Source organism: Enterobacter sp. V87_3 (assembly GCF_029967835.1).
Lineage (GTDB): Bacteria > Pseudomonadota > Gammaproteobacteria > Enterobacterales > Enterobacteriaceae > Enterobacter > Enterobacter cancerogenus.
The window spans coordinates 119,851-139,724 of the sequence record NZ_JASCAM010000013.1 but is presented as its reverse complement, the minus strand read 5'-3'; the positions used below and the strand labels follow the sequence as shown (position 1 = coordinate 139,724).

Annotated in this window: 18 protein-coding genes; 14 read left to right on the top strand and 4 right to left on the bottom strand. The window is 56.8% G+C overall.

The features are described 5' to 3' along the window. Positions 1 to 27 precede the first annotated feature (27 nt). On the bottom strand, positions 28 to 1,806 hold the full coding sequence (locus QLG21_RS05725; RefSeq protein WP_282484040.1) for an L-fucose isomerase: 1,779 nt from the start codon (positions 1,804 to 1,806) through the stop codon (positions 28 to 30). A gap of 408 nt (positions 1,807 to 2,214) precedes the next feature. Here QLG21_RS05725 and QLG21_RS05720 point away from each other — a divergent pair, with 408 nt between their 5' ends. From QLG21_RS05720 to QLG21_RS05690, 7 genes are all read left to right on the top strand, one after another. Further along, positions 2,215 to 3,714 carry a sugar ABC transporter ATP-binding protein gene (locus tag QLG21_RS05720; protein WP_137849207.1) on the top strand — a complete coding sequence of 500 codons (1,500 nt, stop codon included), beginning with the start codon at positions 2,215 to 2,217 and terminating at the stop codon, positions 3,712 to 3,714. Positions 3,715 to 3,716: 2 nt separating this feature from the next. Then, complete coding sequence (locus QLG21_RS05715; RefSeq protein ID WP_282484039.1) at positions 3,717 to 4,700, top strand: ABC transporter permease; 984 nt, start codon at positions 3,717 to 3,719, stop codon at positions 4,698 to 4,700. A 47-nt stretch (positions 4,701 to 4,747) separates the two neighbouring features. Beyond that, entirely contained in the window at positions 4,748 to 5,698 is a 951-nt protein-coding gene (locus QLG21_RS05710) for an ABC transporter substrate-binding protein (RefSeq protein ID WP_137849209.1), read from the top strand. A gap of 11 nt (positions 5,699 to 5,709) precedes the next feature. Beyond that, positions 5,710 to 7,299 (top strand): FGGY-family carbohydrate kinase, encoded by a 1,590-nt coding sequence (locus QLG21_RS05705; protein WP_282484038.1) that lies wholly within the window; start codon positions 5,710 to 5,712, stop codon positions 7,297 to 7,299. 61 nt (positions 7,300 to 7,360) lie between these two features. After that, positions 7,361 to 8,356: a LacI family DNA-binding transcriptional regulator gene (locus QLG21_RS05700; protein WP_006176890.1), complete on the top strand. Its 996-nt coding sequence runs from the start codon at positions 7,361 to 7,363 to the stop codon at positions 8,354 to 8,356. Between the two features lie 27 nt (positions 8,357 to 8,383). Then, the gene (gene fucA, locus QLG21_RS05695) at positions 8,384 to 9,031 is read left to right on the top strand and encodes an L-fuculose-phosphate aldolase (RefSeq protein ID WP_006176888.1); all 648 of its coding nucleotides are present in this window, start codon (positions 8,384 to 8,386) and stop codon (positions 9,029 to 9,031) included. Between the two features lie 115 nt (positions 9,032 to 9,146). Continuing rightward, positions 9,147 to 10,508, top strand: coding sequence for an MFS transporter (locus QLG21_RS05690; RefSeq protein WP_282484037.1), 1,362 nt, complete (start codon positions 9,147 to 9,149; stop codon positions 10,506 to 10,508). A gap of 32 nt (positions 10,509 to 10,540) precedes the next feature. Here QLG21_RS05690 and QLG21_RS05685 read toward each other — a convergent pair whose 3' ends face one another. Further along, complete coding sequence (locus tag QLG21_RS05685; RefSeq protein WP_042320808.1) at positions 10,541 to 11,032, bottom strand: YajQ family cyclic di-GMP-binding protein; 492 nt, start codon at positions 11,030 to 11,032, stop codon at positions 10,541 to 10,543. Positions 11,033 to 11,156: 124 nt separating this feature from the next. Between QLG21_RS05685 and panE the strand changes: the two genes are divergently transcribed. The 5 genes from panE (at position 11,157) to QLG21_RS05660 (ending at position 16,250) form a co-directional block, all read left to right on the top strand. After that, positions 11,157 to 12,068: a 2-dehydropantoate 2-reductase gene (panE, locus tag QLG21_RS05680; RefSeq protein ID WP_006176883.1), complete on the top strand. Its 912-nt coding sequence runs from the start codon at positions 11,157 to 11,159 to the stop codon at positions 12,066 to 12,068. Further along, entirely contained in the window at positions 12,031 to 12,624 is a 594-nt protein-coding gene (yajL, locus tag QLG21_RS05675) for a protein deglycase YajL (protein ID WP_101738162.1), read from the top strand. The genes panE and yajL overlap by 38 nt, the downstream gene beginning before the upstream one ends. Before the next feature lie 300 nt (positions 12,625 to 12,924). Further along, positions 12,925 to 14,193 carry a PTS transporter subunit EIIC gene (locus tag QLG21_RS05670; protein ID WP_137849212.1) on the top strand — a complete coding sequence of 423 codons (1,269 nt, stop codon included), beginning with the start codon at positions 12,925 to 12,927 and terminating at the stop codon, positions 14,191 to 14,193. A gap of 12 nt (positions 14,194 to 14,205) precedes the next feature. Further along, complete coding sequence (locus tag QLG21_RS05665; protein ID WP_101738164.1) at positions 14,206 to 15,531, top strand: 6-phospho-beta-glucosidase; 1,326 nt, start codon at positions 14,206 to 14,208, stop codon at positions 15,529 to 15,531. Continuing rightward, positions 15,528 to 16,250, top strand: a complete 723-nt coding sequence (locus tag QLG21_RS05660) for a glucosamine-6-phosphate deaminase (RefSeq protein ID WP_137849213.1) — start codon at positions 15,528 to 15,530, stop codon at positions 16,248 to 16,250. Before QLG21_RS05665 ends, QLG21_RS05660 begins: the two co-directional genes overlap by 4 nt. Positions 16,251 to 16,276: 26 nt before the next feature. On the opposite strand, the gene QLG21_RS05655 is transcribed toward QLG21_RS05660, so the two are convergent. Together QLG21_RS05655 and thiI are read right to left on the bottom strand one after the other, a co-directional pair. Beyond that, positions 16,277 to 17,011 (bottom strand): GntR family transcriptional regulator, encoded by a 735-nt coding sequence (locus QLG21_RS05655; protein WP_101738166.1) that lies wholly within the window; start codon positions 17,009 to 17,011, stop codon positions 16,277 to 16,279. A gap of 70 nt (positions 17,012 to 17,081) precedes the next feature. Beyond that, positions 17,082 to 18,530 carry a tRNA uracil 4-sulfurtransferase ThiI gene (thiI, locus tag QLG21_RS05650; RefSeq protein WP_282484036.1) on the bottom strand — a complete coding sequence of 483 codons (1,449 nt, stop codon included), beginning with the start codon at positions 18,528 to 18,530 and terminating at the stop codon, positions 17,082 to 17,084. Between the two features lie 190 nt (positions 18,531 to 18,720). Here thiI and xseB point away from each other — a divergent pair, with 190 nt between their 5' ends. Both xseB and ispA read left to right on the top strand, forming a co-directional pair. Continuing rightward, on the top strand, positions 18,721 to 18,963 hold the full coding sequence (gene xseB / locus QLG21_RS05645) for an exodeoxyribonuclease VII small subunit (RefSeq protein ID WP_006176880.1): 243 nt from the start codon (positions 18,721 to 18,723) through the stop codon (positions 18,961 to 18,963). After that, on the top strand, positions 18,964 to 19,863 hold the full coding sequence (ispA, locus tag QLG21_RS05640) for a (2E,6E)-farnesyl diphosphate synthase (RefSeq protein ID WP_137849216.1): 900 nt from the start codon (positions 18,964 to 18,966) through the stop codon (positions 19,861 to 19,863). The last annotated feature ends 11 nt before the right edge of the window (positions 19,864 to 19,874 follow it).

Genomic DNA, 19,874 nt, shown 5'->3' with positions numbered 1-19,874 from the left:
CCCGCCCGGACAGGCGGGCAGTCAGGGTTAACGTTTGTACAGCGGTCCGTAGTTTTCGCAGGCGCGGTAGTCCTGCCCTTCGACGTCCATTCCGTGCGCACCCCAGGCCGTCGGGCGGTAAATCTGCGCGTCCGGCACGTTATGCATGCACACCGGAATACGCAGCATGGATGCCAGGGTGATGAAGTCGGCCCCGACGTGTCCCACGGTCAACACCCCGTGGTTCGCCCCCCAGTTTGCCATCACCGAATAGACATCGCTGAACGGGCCTTTCCCGGTAAGACGTGGCGCAAACCAGGTCGTCGGCCAGGTGGAGTCCGTACGCTTGTTCAATACGTCGTGCACCGCGTCGGGCAGATCGACGCTCCAGCCTTCTGCGATTTGCAGTACCGGGCCAATGCCCTTAATGATATTCACCCGGGTCATGGTAAACGGCACGCCACCGCGGGTAAGGAAATGAGACGAGAAGCCACCGCCGCGGAAATATTCATGCACCGCCGGACACCAGCGGGTCGCCGCGAGGCAGGCATCGGCCTCCTGCTGGGTCATTTCCCAGTGCGGCTTGAGGGTCGGTTTCCCGTTAGCATCTTTCTGCTCGGCCGTACCGTCGAGCGCAGCCGAACCGGAGTTAATCAGGTGGATAATGCCGTGCTCAGCAAGCCCGGTAAGCTTCTGGCCGGTCACACGTTCCACCGACTCCGGGGACCAGAAGGTGCGCACGTCGGCAAAAATTTGTGCCGTCCCCGTCATCAAATGGCCAAACAGCATCGCCACGCCGTTCAGGCTGTCGTTTTCGGTTGCCACCAGGCAGGGCTGGCGAATGCCGTTCCAGTCGAAGGAGCTGTTGAGCAGCGCTTCTGCGGTATCGCCGTTCGGGTAGTGATCCGTCCAGTGGCGCTGCCCCTGGAAGCCGGAGACGATGGCGTTATAGCCCAGCGACTCCTCCACGCGTCCAGCCTCGGCCAGCTTCGCGTTGCCCTGCATCATGTCGCGGATGCACATCGCCATCAGCAGGCTTTCGCGCAGGATCGCCGCGTTTTGCTGCTCATCGCGCCGATACTGCTGCGCATTTTTGTCCTCGCCAAAGCGGAAATGCGCGTTCGCCCAGCCCAGCGCCAGCTCAAGCTCATGCTCATCGTAGATCTTATGATCGATGCGGCGACGCAGTTCAGTCATGTCCACGGCCTGGACCTTCATGCCAAGCCAGGATTCAAAGAAGTTATGATCGACAATCGAGCCGGCAATCCCCATCGAGACGCCACCGATGGAGAGATAGCTTTTCCCCTTCATGCTGGCAACCGCCAGGCCCGCCCGGGCGAAGCGCAGCAGTTTTTCTTCTACGTCAGCGGGGATACTCTCGTCCCCTGCGTCCTGCACGTTGTGACCATAGATCGAAAACGCCGGGATGCCCTTCTGGTTGTGCGCCGCCAGCGCCGCCGCCAGATACACCGCGCCGGGGCGCTCGGTGCCGTTAAAGCCCCAGATGGCTTTCGGACGCAGGGGATCCATATCAATGGTTTCGCTGCCATAACACCAGCAGGGCGTCACGGTTATCGTCAGGCCAACGTGCGAAGTGCTGAACTTCTCCTCACAGGCCGCCGACTCGGCCATACCGGCGATGCAGGTATCGGCAATCACGCATTCCACAGGCGTTCCGCAGGGATGGCGGAGTTTTTCGCTCAACAGCGCCGCCGTTGCCTTCGCCATGTTCATGGTCTGCGCTTCCAGAGATTCACGTACACCCAGCCGGCGGCCATCGATAACGGGTCGGATGCCAATACGGGGTAACGCTGTTTTTGTTTTCATAGCCCTTCCTCACGTTGGTTAACCTCTCCGTTTCATGGGGCGTAGCCGTACAAAACGCGCATCGACAGCACCGTTGACCGAGAGATGTGAAATTTGCTAACTCGAATTAGCTTAGGTTTCACACTGAAAACGAGACAAGAGAATTGTGCAGGATCTGTGAGCAGTTTCACGATGAGTGGTCAAAATTCGATCGGTGTCAGGTATTACGATTCAGCAAAAATTGCGTTATCGGATATTTATCAATAAGTTAATAAATTACCTTTGCACAGCGTCACAATTTGAATACAAATGATTTGGCTAAATTCTGACCCTAAAATAGCTTTTAAGGACGCAAGCTAAGTCGAGTTAGCTTACTTATAAAACCGTTATGCCAGTGATTCATTGCCTTTCCAACACAGGAATCTTGCAATGTCAGAAACTCTTATACAGATGAAGCGGATAACGAAACGCTTTCCCGGCGTCCTTGCGCTGAGCCAGGTTGATTTTGATTTACGTCGCGGCGAGGTGCATGCCCTGCTGGGCGAAAACGGCGCCGGTAAATCGACGCTGATGAAAATTCTGTCCGGCGTGTATCAACCTGATGCGGGAGAGATCCTGTTTGAAGGCCAGCCGGTTTCATTCAGCGATCCGCTCAGCGCCCAGCTGGCGGGTATTACCATCATCCATCAGGAATTCAATCTCTTTCCCGATTTAACCGTCGAAGAGAATATCTTTATTGGCCGCGAGTTTTGCAAAAACAGCCGCTGGCAGCTCGATAAACGTGCGCAGCGCCAGGCGGTTGAGAAAATACTGCAAACCCTGAATTTAAAGATTGCCCCGGATGCCCGGGTCAGTGATTTAACCGTGGCTCAGCAGCAGATGGTGGAAATTGCCAAAGCCATTTCCGTTAACGCAAAAGTGCTGATTATGGATGAGCCCACCGCCGCGCTGACCGAGAGCGAAATAGAGAGCCTGTTCGAGGTGACGCATATGCTCAAGGCCCAGGGAACGGGTATCGTCTACATCTCGCACCGCCTGGAGGAGCTGGCGCTGATTGCCGACCGCGCCACGGTAATGCGCGACGGGCAGTACATCGCCACCGTCGATTACGACAGAGTGCAGATTAGCGAGCTGATCGCCATGATGGTGGGCCGCAATCTCGACAATATCTATCCCAAACGCCCACCGCATCAGCGCACCGAGAAAGTGCTTGAGGTGACTGGCCTGACGCGCAACGGCGTGCTGAAGGATATCGATTTTACCCTCTGGCGCGGGGAGATCCTCGGCCTGGCCGGTCTGATGGGCGCGGGCCGGACGGAGCTTGGCAGAGCGCTGTTTGGGGCCGATCCGATCGACGGCGGCACCCTGACGCTGAACGGCACGCCAACCCGCATCAAAGACGTGGCGGACGCCATTGGCAAAGGCATCAGCTATTTAACCGAAGACCGCAAAAAAGAGGGGCTTGCCCTCGGCCTCTCCGTTGAAATGAACATCATGCTCGGCAATTACCCGGACTATTCCGGCGTGGCGGGCAACGTTGATGAAAAACGCTGCCGGGCGTCCAGCCAAAAACTGGTGGATGCGTTGCGAATTAAAACGCCGCATCTGGAACAGGCGGCCCTCAACCTCAGCGGCGGCAATCAGCAAAAGATCATCATCGCCCGCTGGGTCTGTAAAGACACCGACATTTTAATTTTTGATGAGCCAACCCGGGGAATAGACGTCGGCGCCAAGCTGGAAATTTATGAATTAATGAACCGCCTTGTCGCTAAAGGTAAATCGATCATCATGATTTCATCCGAACTGCCGGAAGTGTTGGGCATGTGCGACCGCATCCTGGTGATGCGCAGCGGTCGTATTGCCGGCGAAATAGAGGCTGAGCACGCCACTCAGGAAAAAATCATGCAATACGCCACGCTGGAGGATTAATCATGTCCGTTACCGTCCCTTCGCCGCAACGCGGGAATGCTTCTGTGAAGATAAATAAAGCGCTGCTGATGCGCCTCGCCCCCCTGTTTAGCCTGGTGCTGCTGGTGCTGTTTTTCAGCTTCAGCTCACCGTTCTTCTTTAATACCGAAAATATCATGACCATCGCCCTGCAAACGGCGGTGATTGGCATCATGGCCATTGGCGTCACCTTTGTGATTATCACCGCCGGGATCGACCTGTCGCTTGGCTCGGTGGTGGCCTTTTCAGGCGTTGCAGTGGGGATCGCCGCCGGGTTTGGGCTGCCGCTGCCGGTGTGTATTCTGGCGGGCGTGCTGGCGGGCGGCGTGTGCGGTTATGTGAACGCATTTCTGGTGACGAAGATGACCATCCCGCCGTTTATCGCCACCCTCGGGCTGATGATGTCGGTTCGCGGCATCAACATGGTGATGACCGACGGACGCGCGATTTACTTCTCTGACTACCCGCAGTTCCGAATGCTGGCGCAGGGCCGTCTGTTCGATGTCCTGCCCTATCCGGTGTTTTACCTGGTGATTGTGGCGCTGATTGCCATGGGGATCCTGAAAAAAACGGTGATGGGGCGCTATATCTACGCCGTCGGCAGCAATGAAACCGCAGCGCACCTTTCCGGGATCAACGTGCAGCGGGTGAAGATTTTCGTCTATGCCTTCTGCGGCCTGTTAACCGGCGTGGCCGGGGTGATCCTCGCCTCGCGCCTCAACTCCGGCCAGCCCACCGTGGGAGTGGGTTACGAGCTGGAAGCTATCGCTGCCGTGGTTATCGGCGGCACCAGCCTGATGGGCGGCGTGGGTACCATCGGCGGCACCATCATCGGCGCGTTCATTATGAGCGTGCTGAAAAACGGCCTCAATTTGATGGGGGTCTCCCAGTTCTGGCAGATGGTGGCGATGGGAGTCGTGGTCGTTGCTGCCGTCTATCTGGATACGTTGCGTAAAAGAATGCGTTAGGTTCCCGACATAAAAAAGCCCTGCAAACCCTACTACGGAGCAAAATAATGAAAACCAGCCATATCCTGAGCGCCCTGTCGCTCGCCGCAATCATGACCAGCAGCACGCTGGCGAAAGAGTTAAACCTGCCGGTGGTCAGTAAAGGCTACCAGCACGAATTCTGGCAGACGGTCAAAATGGGGACCGAAGCCGCTGCAAAAGAGCTGGGGGATAAGACCAGCTACGTAGGCCCGGCGGATGAAACGCAAATCGCCGAGCAGATCCAGCTGGTGGAAAACACCATGGCGCAAAAACCGGACGGCCTGCTGCTGGCTGCGCTGGACGCCAACGCCCTTGCCCCGCTGGTGGAAACCGCCAACAGCCGCGGGATCAAGGTCGTGACCTTTGACTCCGGCGTAAACTCCGATATTCCGGCCAGTTTTGTCGCCACCAACAACCGTAAGGCGGGCGCGCAGGCGGCCGATGCGCTGGCCGAACAGGTCGGCAAAAAAGGCAAGGTGGGCATTATTGCGCACGTTGCCGGAACAACATCGGCTATCGAACGCTCCGAAGGTTTCAGCGAAGAGATGAAGGCGAAGTACCCGGACATTCAGGTGCTGCCGGTGCAGTACAGCGACGGCGATCCGCAAAAAGCGATGGATAAAACCATCGATATGGTTCAGGCCAACCCGGATATCGCGGGCATTTATGCCACCAACGAAGGTTCAACGCTGGGCGTGGCGAACGCCATCGACAGCCAAAACCTGAAAGGCAAAGTCAAAGTCATTGGCTTCGACAGTACCGAAGCGATCATCAACTTCCTCAAGAACGGTGTGATCCAGGGGTTTGTGGTGCAGGACGCATACCAGATTGGCTATCAGGGGATTAAGGCGCTTAATGCGGCAATCGCCGGGCAGACCGTGGCGAAAGAAATTGATATTCCAGTCAAATATGTCAACGCGCAGAATATCAACACCCCTGAAATTGATAAACTGCTGCATCCATTTGGTAAAAAATAAGGGAGTTCAGGATGAGTGACGGCTATTTCCTCGGGGTTGATGTCGGGTCGGCCAGCGTGCGCGCCGGGCTGTACTCCGCACAGGGCGAGCGTTTGCGCTTCGCGACCCGCCCGATTTCGCAGTTTCGCGCCGACAACGCGCGCGTAGAACAATCCTCTGCGGAAATCTGGCAACAGGTTTGCGCCGCGGTACGGGAAGCCGTCAATGCATCCGGGATCGCCCGCGACGCGATCCGCTCCATAGGGTTCGACGCCACCTGCTCGCTGGTGGCGCTGGACGCCCAGGGCCATGGCCTGAGCGCGTCGCCGGACAGCCCGGCGGCGCAGGACATTATTATGTGGATGGATCACCGGGCGCAGGAGGAGACTGCCCGCATCAATGCCACCCGCGACCCGGCACTTGGCTACGTGGGCGGCGAGGTGAGCATTGAGATGGAGCTGCCAAAGCTGCTGTGGCTTAAAGAACGCCATCCTGAAACCTGGAACCACGCCTGGCGCTTTTTCGATCTGGCTGATTTTCTGGTGTGGAAAGCGACCGGTCAGGACGTCGCCAGCCTGTGCACCCTCACCTGCAAGTGGAACTATCTGGCGCACGAGGCGCGCTTCAGCGATACGCTGCTTCAGGCCGTGGGGCTGGAGAGCCTGCTGACCAAAATCCCTGAGACGATCCTCGACGTGGCCGACCGCGCCGGCACGCTAAGCCCGCAGGCGGCACAAGAGCTGGGATTACCCGAACACGTTATTGTCGCCGGCGGGATGATTGACGCCCACGCGGGCGGCGTGGCGCTGACCGGCGCACAGCCTGAAGGTACGCTGGCCTTGATTAGCGGCACATCAAACTGCCATATGCTTGCCAGCCAGACGGCGATCTTTACTCCCGGCGTCTGGGGCCCGTACTGGGGGGCGATGCTTCCCGGCTACTGGCTGACGGAAGGCGGGCAAAGCGCCGCGGGCGCGCTGGTTGACTGGACGCTGCGCGAGCATCACGCCAGCGCGGCGCTGTTTGCCAAAGCCGAGGCGGCGCAACGCCATCCGGTCGCGGTAATTAACGACTGGGTGGCCGCGCTGGAGCAGGAAGAGAAATACCCGACCCGTAACCTGCATGTTCTGGCGGATCACCACGGCAATCGTTCCCCGCGCTCGCGCCCGGACGCCCGGGGGAGCGTAGTGGGGCTGACGTTAGAGACCGGCGAGCGCGCGCTGGCGAGGCTCTACCTTGCGACGTTGCAGGCTATCGCCTACGGCACGCGGCATATCATCGACACCCTGCACAATCACGGTCACAGGCTGTCGCGCATTGTTATCTGCGGCGGGGCGACCCATAACCGGCTGTGGCTGCGGGAGTATGCCGATGCCACCGGCTGTCACATTCACCTTCTGGCTGAAGAAGATGCCGTTACGCTGGGGGCTGCACTCTGTGGCGCGGTTGCCAGCGGCGCGTGGGCAACGCTGTCCGACGCGACCCGGGCGATGGTCAACACCGGCGACGTCATCGCCCCTCGCCCGGAAACCGCCACCTTCCACCAGCAAAAATATGCCGCCTACCTGGCGCTATGGACCCAGCAGCAGGCGCTTAATCAACTGATGCAACAGGAAATGTAATGGCAGGATGCGTATGCTTTATCTGCGGTTTTTCACACACGAAAAGGATTGAGGCGTAGCGATGGCCAAAACAGTTGAACAGATAGCGAAGGACCTGAATTTATCCGTTACCACCGTGCGCCTGGTGCTGGGCGGCAAAGCCGGGCAGTACCGGATCAGCATGAAAACGCAGGCCAGAATCAATGAACACGTCGAGCGCTACGGCTACACCCTGAATCATTCAGCGCGCAGCCTGAAGCTGAACAAAACCGAGACGCTGGGGCTGATCGTCCCCAATATCTCGAACGTGTTCTTCGCCACGCTTGCAGAAAAGCTGGAGCTGCGCTGCCGCCGTTCGGGCTATCAGCTGATGATCAGCTGTACCTACAACGACGTGGACTATGAGAACAAGCTGGTCAGAGCCCTGATGGCGCGAAACGTCGACGGCCTGTTTATCGTCCCCTCGACGCTGGAAAACCAGCAGCATCATCTGCGGCAGATCCAAAAGCCGCTGGTGCTTCTCGACCGGGATTTTGGCTTCACCGACAACGCGCTGGTGGAGAGTCATAACGAAGCCGGTGGCGATGAACTGGCGCGCAGCATGTTGGGCGTCAGCGATACCCCGCTCTGGTTCCTGGTAGGCGATACCGCCCTGCCGAGCATCACCGACCGACTGAACGGCTATTTACATGCTCTGAACACGGCGGGCATTGATCACCGCGACTGGGTGATTGAAGGCCCGGACAATACGCCGCAGGGAGGATATGCCCTGATGGACAAACTGATCGACAGCCATGGCGTGCCCCAGGCCTTTATCGCCTCGTCGCTCCCGGTGCTGGAAGGGGCAATCGAGGCGCTGCGCGCGCGCGCCGGCACCGTGCCGCAGCACATCAATATCGGTACGTTCGATGAACACCCCATGCTGGGATTCCTGCCGAACAGCGTCTGGTCGATGCAGCAGGATGAAGATACCTGGGCGGAAAAAGCGTTTGAGCTGATGCAACGAGCCATCGACGGCGAAGCGGTCAACGAGACGGCGAAGGTGGATATGAAGCTGGTCAAACGTTCCCGTCAGTAAAAATAAAACTGTACCCGGAGAATAAAAATGGAACGAGCCAGATTAGCCAGAGACATCATCGACACCTGCCTTGAGATGACCCATCTGGGATTAAATCAGGGCACCGCAGGCAATATCAGCGTGCGCTACCGCGACGGCATGCTGATCACGCCGACCGGCATTCCCTACGAGCGCCTGACCGAAGAGAGCATCGTCTACGTTGATGCCGGGGGTCGCCACGAGGAGGGGAAGCTGCCGTCCAGCGAATGGCGTTTTCATCAGGTGGTGTATCAAACCCGCCCGGAAGCCAACGCGGTGGTGCATAACCATGCCGTCCACTGCACGGCGGTTTCGATACTCAATCGTCCGATCCCGGCCATTCACTACATGATCGCGGCCGCGGGCGGCAACTCAATCCCCTGCGCGCCCTACGCCACCTTCGGCACGCGGGCGTTATCCGAACACGTTGCCGTTGCCCTGCGCGATCGCAACGCCACGCTGCTGCAGCATCATGGGTTAATCACCTGCGAAGAGAGTCTCGAAAAAGCGCTGTGGCTGGCACAGGAGGTGGAAGTGCTGGCAAAACTGTATCTGACAACGCTGGCGATTGTAGACCCGGTTCCGGTGCTGGATGACGACGAAATTGCCGTCGTGCTGGAGAAATTCAAAAGCTACGGCCTGCGCGTGGAAGCGTAATTTTTTTACCCGGGGGTGCTTTTATTACACCCTCGTAATATCTCTTAAACAAACACCTATTTACCACACTTATCACCCCGCCTAAACTATGGCCTGCTTTTTGGTAGAGGTGGTAATGAACGATTATAAAATGACGCCGGGCGAGTTGCGCGCGACCTGGGGTTTAGGGACTGTTTTCTCGCTACGTATGCTTGGCATGTTTATGGTCCTGCCTGTTCTGACCACGTACGGCATGGCGCTTCAGGGTGCCAGCGAAGCGTTGATTGGCCTGGCCATTGGTATCTATGGTTTAGCCCAGGCCATTTTCCAGATCCCCTTTGGCCTGTTGTCAGACCGCGTGGGCCGTAAACCGCTGATCGTCGGCGGGCTGCTCGTCTTTGTGATCGGCAGCGTGATTGCCGCCCTCTCCGACTCCATCTGGGGGATTATTCTTGGCCGCGCCCTGCAAGGCTCCGGCGCGATTGCCGCTGCCGTCATGGCGCTCCTGTCGGATTTAACCCGCGAGCAAAACCGCACCAAGGCGATGGCGTTTATCGGCGTCAGCTTTGGCGTCACCTTTGCCATCGCGATGGTTCTCGGCCCGATCATTACCCATCACCTCGGCCTGCACGCCCTGTTCTGGATGATCGCCGTGCTGGCGAGCGTGGGTATCGCCTTAACCCTGTGGGTGGTGCCGGACAGCAAAAACCACGTCCTCAACCGTGAATCCGGCATGGTGAAAGGCTGCTTCAGCAAAGTGTTAGTTGAACCGCGCCTGCTGAAGCTGAACTTCGGCATTATGTGTCTGCATATTCTGCTGATGTCGACCTTTGTCGCCCTGCCGGGCCAGCTGGCGGCAGCGGGCTTCCCGGCGGAAGAACACTGGAAAATTTATCTGGTGACGATGCTCATCTCCTTCCTCTCGGTGGTGCCGTTTATTATCTATGCCGAAGTGAAGCGCAAGATGAAGCGCGTTTTCGTGGGCTGCGTGGCGCTGCTGTTGATATCTGAGATCGTGCTGTGGGGCTCTGGCCCGCACTTCTGGGAGCTGGTTGCCGGCGTGCAACTGTTCTTCCTGGCGTTTAACCTGATGGAAGCCCTGCTGCCGTCGCTGATCAGCAAAGAGTCTCCTGCGGGCTATAAAGGCACGGCGATGGGCATTTACTCCACCAGCCAGTTCCTCGGCGTGGCTATCGGCGGCTCGCTCGGCGGCTGGGTGGACGGCCTGTTTGACTCGCAAACCGTATTCCTGATGGGGGCGCTGCTGGCGATGGTCTGGCTGTTTGTCTCCAGCACCATGAAAGAGCCACGCTACGTGAGCAGCCTGCGCGTTGAAATCCCTGAGGGCATAGAGATTAGCGAAACGCTGAAACAGCGGCTTGAGGCCACGGAAGGGGTGAATGAAGTGCTTATCGTCCCGGAAGAGCGCAGCGCCTATGTCAAAATTGACAGCAAAGTCACCAACCGGTTTGAAGTGGAGCAGGCGCTAAACGCCTGAAAAAATGCCCGGTCTGACCGGGCATTTTCGTCTTAATCGCGGAAGTTTTTAAACTGGAATGGCTGTCCCAGATCGCCGCCGCGGATCAGCGCCATCACGCCCTGCAAATCATCACGGGATTTACCGGTAACGCGGATCTCTTCGCCCTGGATCTGCGCCTGGACCTTCAGCTTGCTGTCCTTGATGAGCTTAACGATTTTCTTCTGCACCGCGCTCTCAATACCCTGCTTGAGTTTGGCTTCAACAAACCAGGTTTTCCCGCTGTGGACAAACTCTTCCGGCACGTCCAGCGAGGTGCCTTCAATGCCGCGTTTTAACAGCTTGGCGCGCAGAATATCGAGCAGCTGATTGACCTGGAAATCAGACTCGCTCAGCACTTTAATGGTCTTATTTGCGTCGTTCAGCTCAAACGTCGCCTCAACGCCACGAAAATCGAAACGTGACTCAACTTCACGGCTTGCGTTATCCACGCCGTTGCGGACTTCCTGGATATCAACTTCGGAAACAATATCGAAAGATGGCATCTTTTCTTCTCCCTTCATTTTTGTTGCGTTGCATAATACCCGTAACGAGGCATAACGAGAAGCTTAGCTGACGGCGCTATACTTAGGCCGTAACACCTGGCGCAGTTGCAGGTGAGGAGGAACAATGAAAATAACAGTGCTCGGATGCGGGGCGCTTGGTCAGCTGTGGCTGACGGCGCTGTGCAAGCACGGACACGAGGTACAGGGCTGGCTGCGTGTGCCACAGCCCTATTGTAGTGTAAACCTGATTGATGAAGACGGAAGCATCTTTAACGAATCACTCACCGCCAACGATCCGGATTTTCTGGCGCAAAGCGATCTGCTGCTGGTCACGCTGAAAGCGTGGCAGGTTTCAGATGCGGTAAAAGCCCTGGCGGCCCAACTCCCCCCGACATCGCCTATTCTGCTGCTGCACAACGGCATGGGAACCCTTGATGAGCTGAAAAGCATCGCGCAGCCGCTGCTGATGGGCATTACCACCCATGCCGCGCGTCGGGATGGCAACATCATCGTCCACGTTGCCAGCGGCGTAACACACATCGGCCCTGCCCGCGAACAGGATGGCGACTACAGCTATCTGGCTGACGTTCTGCAAAGCGTGCTGCCGGACGTGGCCTGGCACAACACTATTCGCCCGCAGCTGTGGCGTAAGCTGGCGGTGAACTGCGTGATAAATCCGCTGACCGCGCTGTGGGATTGCCCCAACGGCGAGCTGCAAAATCATCCGCAGGAGGTTGCCGTGCTGTGTGCCGAGGTGGCGGCAGTGATTGAGCGTGAAGGCCTGCACACGTCGGCGGAGGATTTACGCTATTATGTCGACCAGGTAATTGATAGTACGGCAGAAAATATCTCGTCGATGCTGCAGGACGTTCGGGCGCTACGCCATACCGAAATCGACTATATCACCGGCTATCTGTTAAAACGCGCTCGCGCGCACGGTGTTGCAGTGCCGGAAAACGCCCGCCTGTATGACCTGGTTAAACGTAAGGAGAGTGAATATGAGCGTGTCGGCACTGGTCTGCCTCGCCCCTGGTAGCGAAGAAATGGAAGCCGTGACCACCATCGATGTGATGGTACGCGGCGGTATCGCCGTCACAACGGCCAGCGTGGCCAGCGACGGCAACCTGGCTGTCACCTGCTCACGCGGCGTGAAGATCCTCGCCGATGCGCCGCTGGTGCAGGTGGCGGATGGCGATTACGACATCATCGTGCTGCCTGGCGGTCTGAAAGGCGCGGAGTGTTTTCGCGACAGCCCGTTGCTGGTTGAGACCGTTCGTCAGTTTCACCTTTCAGGGCGCATCGTCGCCACTATCTGCGCCTCAGCCGGCACAGTTCTGGTGCCGCACGATCTCTTCCCGATTGGCAACATGACCGGCTTCCCTGCGCTCAAAGAGACCATCCCGGAAGATCAGTGGGTGGACAAGCGCGTTGTCTGGGACCCGCGCGTCAACCTGCTCACCAGCCAGGGACCGGGTACGGCGATTGATTTCGGGCTGAAGATTATCGACCTGCTGGTCGGGCGCGAGAAGGCCTACGAAGTGGCTTCGTCGCTGGTGATGGCGGCGGGAATTTATAATTTCTACGAAGCCTGATGTCCTTCCGGGCTGGCAACGCGCTGGCCCGTCTGCCCTGGAGAAATAGTGCAGCCAGCGTCACAATTCTGCGATTCATTTCCCTGCCCTGAAGCTTCACCCCACCGTTTTACACCTAAAAAAAACCTTTATTTTCATAGAAATAATCATATTTCTACCACGTTGCACGCCTGTTTGACAGGCTAAAAGAACCGTGAAAAACTGCACCCAACTGGTATATACCAGTTTAAAAATCCGCCAGCAAAGCCTGATAACATCAACAGCGGCGGGAGAGCAGAAATCTCTTCTGGAGTAAGCAATGTGATTACATTTCTTGAGCGCAGAGTCATTCCTGTACTGATTCGCGTAGGCGAAAATAAAATACTGGTCGCCGTGCGCAACGGTATTGCGCTGACCTTACCCTTCACCATCACCGGCAGCCTGTTTCTCATTCTCGCCAATCTACCGTTACCCGGCTGGAGTGAATGGCTTGGCCCGTTTGCCGAAAAGCTCAGCGCCCCGGTGGCTGTTACCTTTGGTGCGATAGGGCTGATTTCTGCGGTGGGTATCAGCTACAACCTCGCGAAGGAGTACAACCTCAACGCCATCACCTGCAGCATAGTCACGCTGGTGGTTTTCTTACTGGCACAACTCAACGACAACTATCAGCTCAACGTTGACAATCTTGGTGCCGCGGGGCTGTTTTCTGCCATCATCCTGGCGATTTTGACGGTGCAAATTGTGCGATTTTTTATCCGGCACAACGTCGTGATCACCCTGCCGGAGGGCGTGCCTCCTGCCGTGGCGCAATCTTTTGCGAGCCTGATCCCCGCCGCGGTGGCAATCACTCTGATCTGGCTGATTCGGGTCATCCTGAATTTTGATATCAACCACTTCTTCACCCTGCTGCTCAGCCCGCTTGTCTCCGGCCTCGGTTCGCTGCCGGGCATGCTGGTGCTTATTTTTCTGATTTCGCTGCTGTGGTGCTGCGGCATACATGGCGACAATGTGCTTTCCGGCATCACCAGCCCCATTTTCCTGAAATACATCGCTGAAAATACCCAGGCCTATCTGCATCATCAGCCCATTCCCCATATTACCGCCGACGGGTTTTATATCGTCTTTATGTGCCTGGGCGGAACGGGCGCGACCATGGGGCTTGTCATTGCCATGCTGCGTTCCCGCAGTCGGCTGTACAAATCAGTGGGCAAGCTCTCCCTGCCCTCCGCGATATTTTGTATTAATGAACCCGTCATTTTCGGTTGCCCGATTGTCTTCAATCCACTGCTGATGATCCCGTTTACCCTGACGCCGATGATCCTGTGCATCTCAACCTGGTCGCTGATGTACTTCGACATCATCGGTCGCCCCGTCTTACAGATCCCCTGGACCATGCCGCCGATCTTCGCCGCATGGTTCGTGACCGGCGGCAATATCCCTGCCGTGATCTGGTCCGTCTGCACGCTGGTTATTTCCGCCCTGGTCTGGCTGCCGTTTTTCAAACTGGCCGAGCGCAAACAGCTTGAAACCGAAGCGGCCGAAGAGAATGCCCGCCGCAATGCGGACACGCTTTCCGACCCCATCTTGTAAAAAGGAACCACGATGAAAAAGCTCAAGGTTGTCACTATTGGCGGCGGCTCCAGCTATACGCCAGAACTGATCGACGGTTTTATCAAACGCTACGCAGAGCTGCCGGTCACCGATTATTATTTGCTCGATATTGAAGAGGGAAAAGAGAAGCTGGAGATTGTCGGAAAGCTGGCCCAGCGCATGGTAGCTGAAGCCGGGCTCCCGATGAATATCCACCTGACGCTCGATCGGGAAGAGGCGCTGAAAGATGCCGATTTTGTCACCACGCAGCTGCGCGTCGGCTTCCTTGATGCCCGCATCAACGATGAAAAAATTCCGCTAAAATACGGCGTTCTGGGGCAAGAGACGACAGGTCCCGGCGGGTTTATGAAAGCCCAACGCACGATCCCGGTCCTGCTGGATATCTGTAAGGACATGGAAAGATGGTGCCCGAACGGCTGGTTGATTAACTTCACCAACCCGGCCGGGATTGTCACCGAGGCGATCACCCGCCACTCGGCCATTCGGACCATAGGCATTTGCAGTGGCGCAAACAGCATGATGATGGACATCGCCAAAGCCTACGGTGTGCAGAAATCGGACGTTTACGCACGCATTATTGGTCTGAACCATCTTATTTTTGCCGATCAAATTTTCCTCAAGGGAGAGGATTATACCGACGACTTTATTGAGAAACTGGCCGAGGGCAGCGCAAATAACTCTCTGAAAAATATACCGGATATTGGGTTCAGCGCCCGCTTTGCCAGGGCGCTCCACATGTACCCTATCTCCTACCTGAAATACTATTTCCTGACCCGCGAGATGACCGACGCCGCGCTGCGCGATGCGAATACAAAGGGAACTCGCGGCGAGCAGACGCGCGAAATTGAGCAACGGCTTTTTACGCTTTATCAGGACCCTCATCTCGCGCACAAGCCGAAAGAGCTGGAGCAGCGCGGAGGCGCCTGGTACTCCGATACCGCATGCTCGATCATCAGCGCTATTTATAACGATAAAAAAGAGATCCACGTTGTAAATGTTCCTAACAGGGGTACAACGCCCGATCTGCCGGATCACGTCACGCTGGAAACCAACGCCATGATCGACCGAAACGGCGCGCATCCCCTCGCCTATGGCAGGCTGCCCGTGAAGATCCGCGGCCTGATCCAGAGCGTGAAGGCCTACGAAGAGCTGACCGTTGAAGCCGCTGTCACCGGACATTACGACACGGCGCTGCTGGCGCTGAGCGTCAATCCCCTGGTGCCATCTGCCGCCGCGGCAGAGCAGATCCTTAACGAATACCTTGAGGTCAACCACCGTTATTTACCCCAGTACGCCAAACGTAAGGACGCACAATGAACGTAGAACAGACAGAAGATTATGCGGCGCTGAGTGACGCCGTGGCGAAAGCGGTCTTTGAAACGGTTACGCAAAAACCCGACGCGCTGATTTGCATCGCGGGTGGAGATACGCCGCTGGGCGTTTTTGCCGCGCTGGTGCGCGCCAGCAAACAGGGTAAGGTCGATTTTACCCGTGCGGCATTTGTTGGCCTGGATGAGTGGCTGGGTCTGGGCCAGGCCGATAAAGGCAGCTGCCGGGAGATGGTATGGGGCCATTTCTTTAGCCACCTGGCCCTGCGCGACGATCAGATCTGTTTTTTTGACGGCCTGACGAACTCCCCCGAGGAAGAGTGCCAGCGTGTGGATAACTTTATTGCGGCCCACGGCGGGCCAGACATCATTGTGCTGGGGATCGGTATGAACGGCCATATCGGCTTCAATGAACCGGGCGCCGCCGTTGATACCGGCTGCCACGTCGTGGATCTGGATGCGGTGACGCAGGCCGTTTCGGTTAAATACTTCGGCCAGCAGCGTCATATCCGTCAGGGCATTTCGCTGGGGATGAAGACTATCCTGGCCTCACGGGCCATTATTTTGATGGCAAGCGGCGAGAAAAAAGCCGACATCATCGCAACAACCGTCAATTCCGCACCGGACCCGGCGGTTCCCGCGACGCTGCTAAAGCCGCACCCACGGTTAAGGATCATTGTTGATAAAGCGGCAGCCGCTAAGCTGTAAAAGAGAAACAGGCGCTGATGCGCCTGTTATCGTTTGATGTGCATATTCTTGACGCGGAAAATATCTGCCCGGTTGTAGCTGATGGAGAAGTTAAACGCTCTACCGTCATCGAGGCGCGTGACTTCGGTAATTTTCAACATCGGCTGGCCTGGCAGAATATTGAGATGGGCCGCCAGCGCCTCATCAAACAGATCCGCTTCAATCAGTGAATCGGCGTCGCTGATTTTCTTACCAGTAAAGTCTTCGATATAGCCATACAGCGATCCCGCTTCGAGAATAGCCTGCGGAACAGTGGCAACCACCTTGTGAGGAATATTGCTGTCTTCAATTAACACCGGCTGTCCGTCCAGTAAACGGATACGGCGAATAAACCAGACATCATCACCCTGCGCAATTTCGAGGTGCTGTGCCAGCGCCGCGTCGGCGTGAAGGGTCGTCAACGTCAGCAAGCGGCTGGTTACGTTGACCCGCCCCTGAAATTCACGGGAAAACCCAAGAATACTGTCACTCTTTTCATTATTCAGAATGTAAATATTGCTGGCAGTATTTTTTAAAACAAACATGCCCTTGCCGTGGATACGCTCGATATACCCTTCCTGTACCAGCATCGCCATGGCTTTCTGAACCGTTACGCGCGTAACGTCATAAATACCGGCAAGATCGCGCTCCGACGGAATGCTCTCGCCCTTTTTGTAGACTTCATTGAGAATATCTTTTTTGATTCTCTCTTTGATTTCCCAGTACTTATGTTTTTTTTCCATTGTCGATTACCCGGCCAAAAAGAGCATAGAATCGCAGGCCCGGTAGCGCTCGCGCTACCGGGCAAGAACGCTACGGGCGATACACCTTCACATTGGCAAAGCCCTGCTCGCGCAGATAGAGCGCCTGCAGACGGCTCATCACGCCACGCTCACACCACAGCAGGTAGGTTTTGCTCTTATCCAGATCGCCAAATTTGGTGCTCAGCTTGTAGAACGGCAGCGAGGCCACTTCAACACCTTCTGGCTCAAACGGCTTCGCCTCCTGCTCATCCACAGAACGGATATCCAGCAGCACGTCGTCAGGACCGAAACCGTTCACGGTTTCAACTTCTACGACCTCCTGCTCGGTCTGCTGGGCAATTTCGCGAATATCGATGTTAGAGGCTTCGGCCACCACTTTCTCAAGGATGCTGAAATCGAAGTTTTCTTCTTCCGCTTCGATTTTCGCCTTCACCGCCTTCACGGTTGGGCTTTTCGAGATCACGCCGCAATACTCCGGCATGGTACGGGCGAAATCTTCGGTGCCAATTTCACGCGCCAGATCGATGATGTGCTCTTTGTCATGGGAGATGAGCGGGCGCAGGATCAGCGTGTCGGAGACGTTATCGATCAGGCGCAGGTTGGTCAGGGTCTGGCTCGACACCTGGCCCAGCGCTTCGCCGGTGACCAGCGCCTGCACGCCGTAGCGCTCAGCCACTTTCGACGCTGCGCGCACCATCATGCGCTTGAGCACCACGCCCATCTGACCGTCGTCGACCTTCTCCAGGATTTCACCGACAACCGGTTCAAAGTTGATCGCCACAAAGCGTACACGGTGGGAGCTGCCGAAGCGGTTCCACAGGTAATGCGCCACCTGACGTACGCCAATTTCATGCGCCGCTCCGCCCAGGTTGAAGAAGCAGTAGTGAACGCGGCAGCCACGACGCATCAGCATATAGCTGGAAACGCCGGAATCAAAACCGCCGGAGATCAGCGACAGCACATCTTCCTGCGTGCCGATCGGGAACCCGCCGATACCTTCGTAGCGGCCTTTCACCAGCAGCAGGCGATCGTTTTCAATTTCGAGATTCACGGTCACGTCAGGGTGAGTCAGACGCACGCGCGCCGTTTCAACGTGCTGGTTCAGACCGCCGCCAACGTAGCGTTCTACTTCAATTGAGCTGAACTCATGCTTGCCGCGACGCTTCACGCGCACGCAGAAAGTTTTGCCTTCGATCTGATCGCGATACTGCGCCAGCGCCTTCTCAAAGATGTCATGCAGGGAAGTGAAGGGTACATCTTCCACTTCAAGAATGTGGTGGATACCCGGAATGCGGGTCAGCGCGTCGCGAATATCCAGACGTTTGTTTTCGTCTTTCGCGCGAACTTCTACGTGGTCCCAGTGACGCACCACGGCAAGGGTGTCATCGTAGTGCTTTAATACGTTACGGATGTTCCCGGTGAGAATTTTAATAAAGCGCAAACGCACAGATTGGCTTTTGATGGTGATTTCAGGGAACAATTTAATGATAAACTTCATGGCGGCAATGTTTCTTAGGCAAGCGATAAGGCTTGTAATGGAAAAGTACAGCAGCCCCTATAACCGAAGGCTGCTTCCAGGCGCGCAAGTATACCACCATCGCGCGGCTCCTGTGCACATTGCGCGTTATTTGATAATTGCCCCGAGTCCGTTACCATGTCGGGGCTGAGAATATAAGAGTCAATTCACTATGCCGAAGAAGAACGACGCACCGGCCAGTTTCGAAACTGCGCTGAATGAACTGGAGCACATCGTAACCCGTCTTGAAAGCGGCGATTTACCGCTGGAAGAGGCGCTGAACGAATTCGAACGCGGCGTGCAGCTGGCGCGCCAGGGGCAGGTCAAACTGCAGCAGGCCGAGCAGCGCGTGCAGATCTTGCTCTCTGATGCCGAAGATGCCAAACCTGCGCCCTTCACACCGGACGCCGAGTAAATGGATTTTGCCACCGAGCTTCAGGCGCGCGTTGTGCGCGCCAACGACGCCCTGCGCCGTTTTATCGCGCCACAGCCTTTTCAGAACACTCCACTGGTTGAAGCCATGCACTATGGCGCACTCTTGGGTGGAAAGCGCCTGCGGCCGTTCCTGGTGTATGCCACGGGCAACATGTTCGGTATCAGCGACGCCACGCTGGACGCCCCGGCCGCTGCCGTTGAGTGCATCCACGCCTATTCGCTGATCCACGATGATTTACCGGCCATGGACGATGACGATCTGCGTCGCGGCCAGCCAACGTGCCACATTAAGTTTGGCGAGGCGAATGCCATTCTGGCCGGAGACGCCCTGCAAACGCTGGCGTTCTCGATTCTGAGCGATGCGCCGATGGTCGAAGTGAGCGACCGCGATCGTCTGGCCATGGTGTCCGAACTGGCGATGGCCAGCGGCGTGGCCGGCATGTGCGGCGGACAGGCGCTGGATCTGGAAGCCGAAGGCCGTCAGGTGAATCTTGAACAGCTGGAGCGTATTCATCGCCATAAAACGGGGGCATTAATACGTGCCGCCGTTCGACTGGGGGCATTGAGCGCCGGGGAGAAAGGGCGGAAAGCCCTGCCGATTCTGGACAGATACGCAGAAAGCATCGGTCTGGCGTTCCAGGTTCAGGATGACATTCTGGATGTGGTGGGCGATACTGCAACATTGGGTAAACGTCAGGGTGCGGACCAGCAGCTTGGCAAAAGTACCTACCCCGCCCTGCTGGGACTTGAGCAAGCCCAGCGTAAAGCCCGAGATCTGATAGAGGATGCCCGTCAGTCGCTGAGTCAGCTGGCCGCGCAATCCCTGGATACCTCGGCACTGGAAGCGCTAGCGGACTACATAATCCAGCGTAATAAATAAACTACCTATCT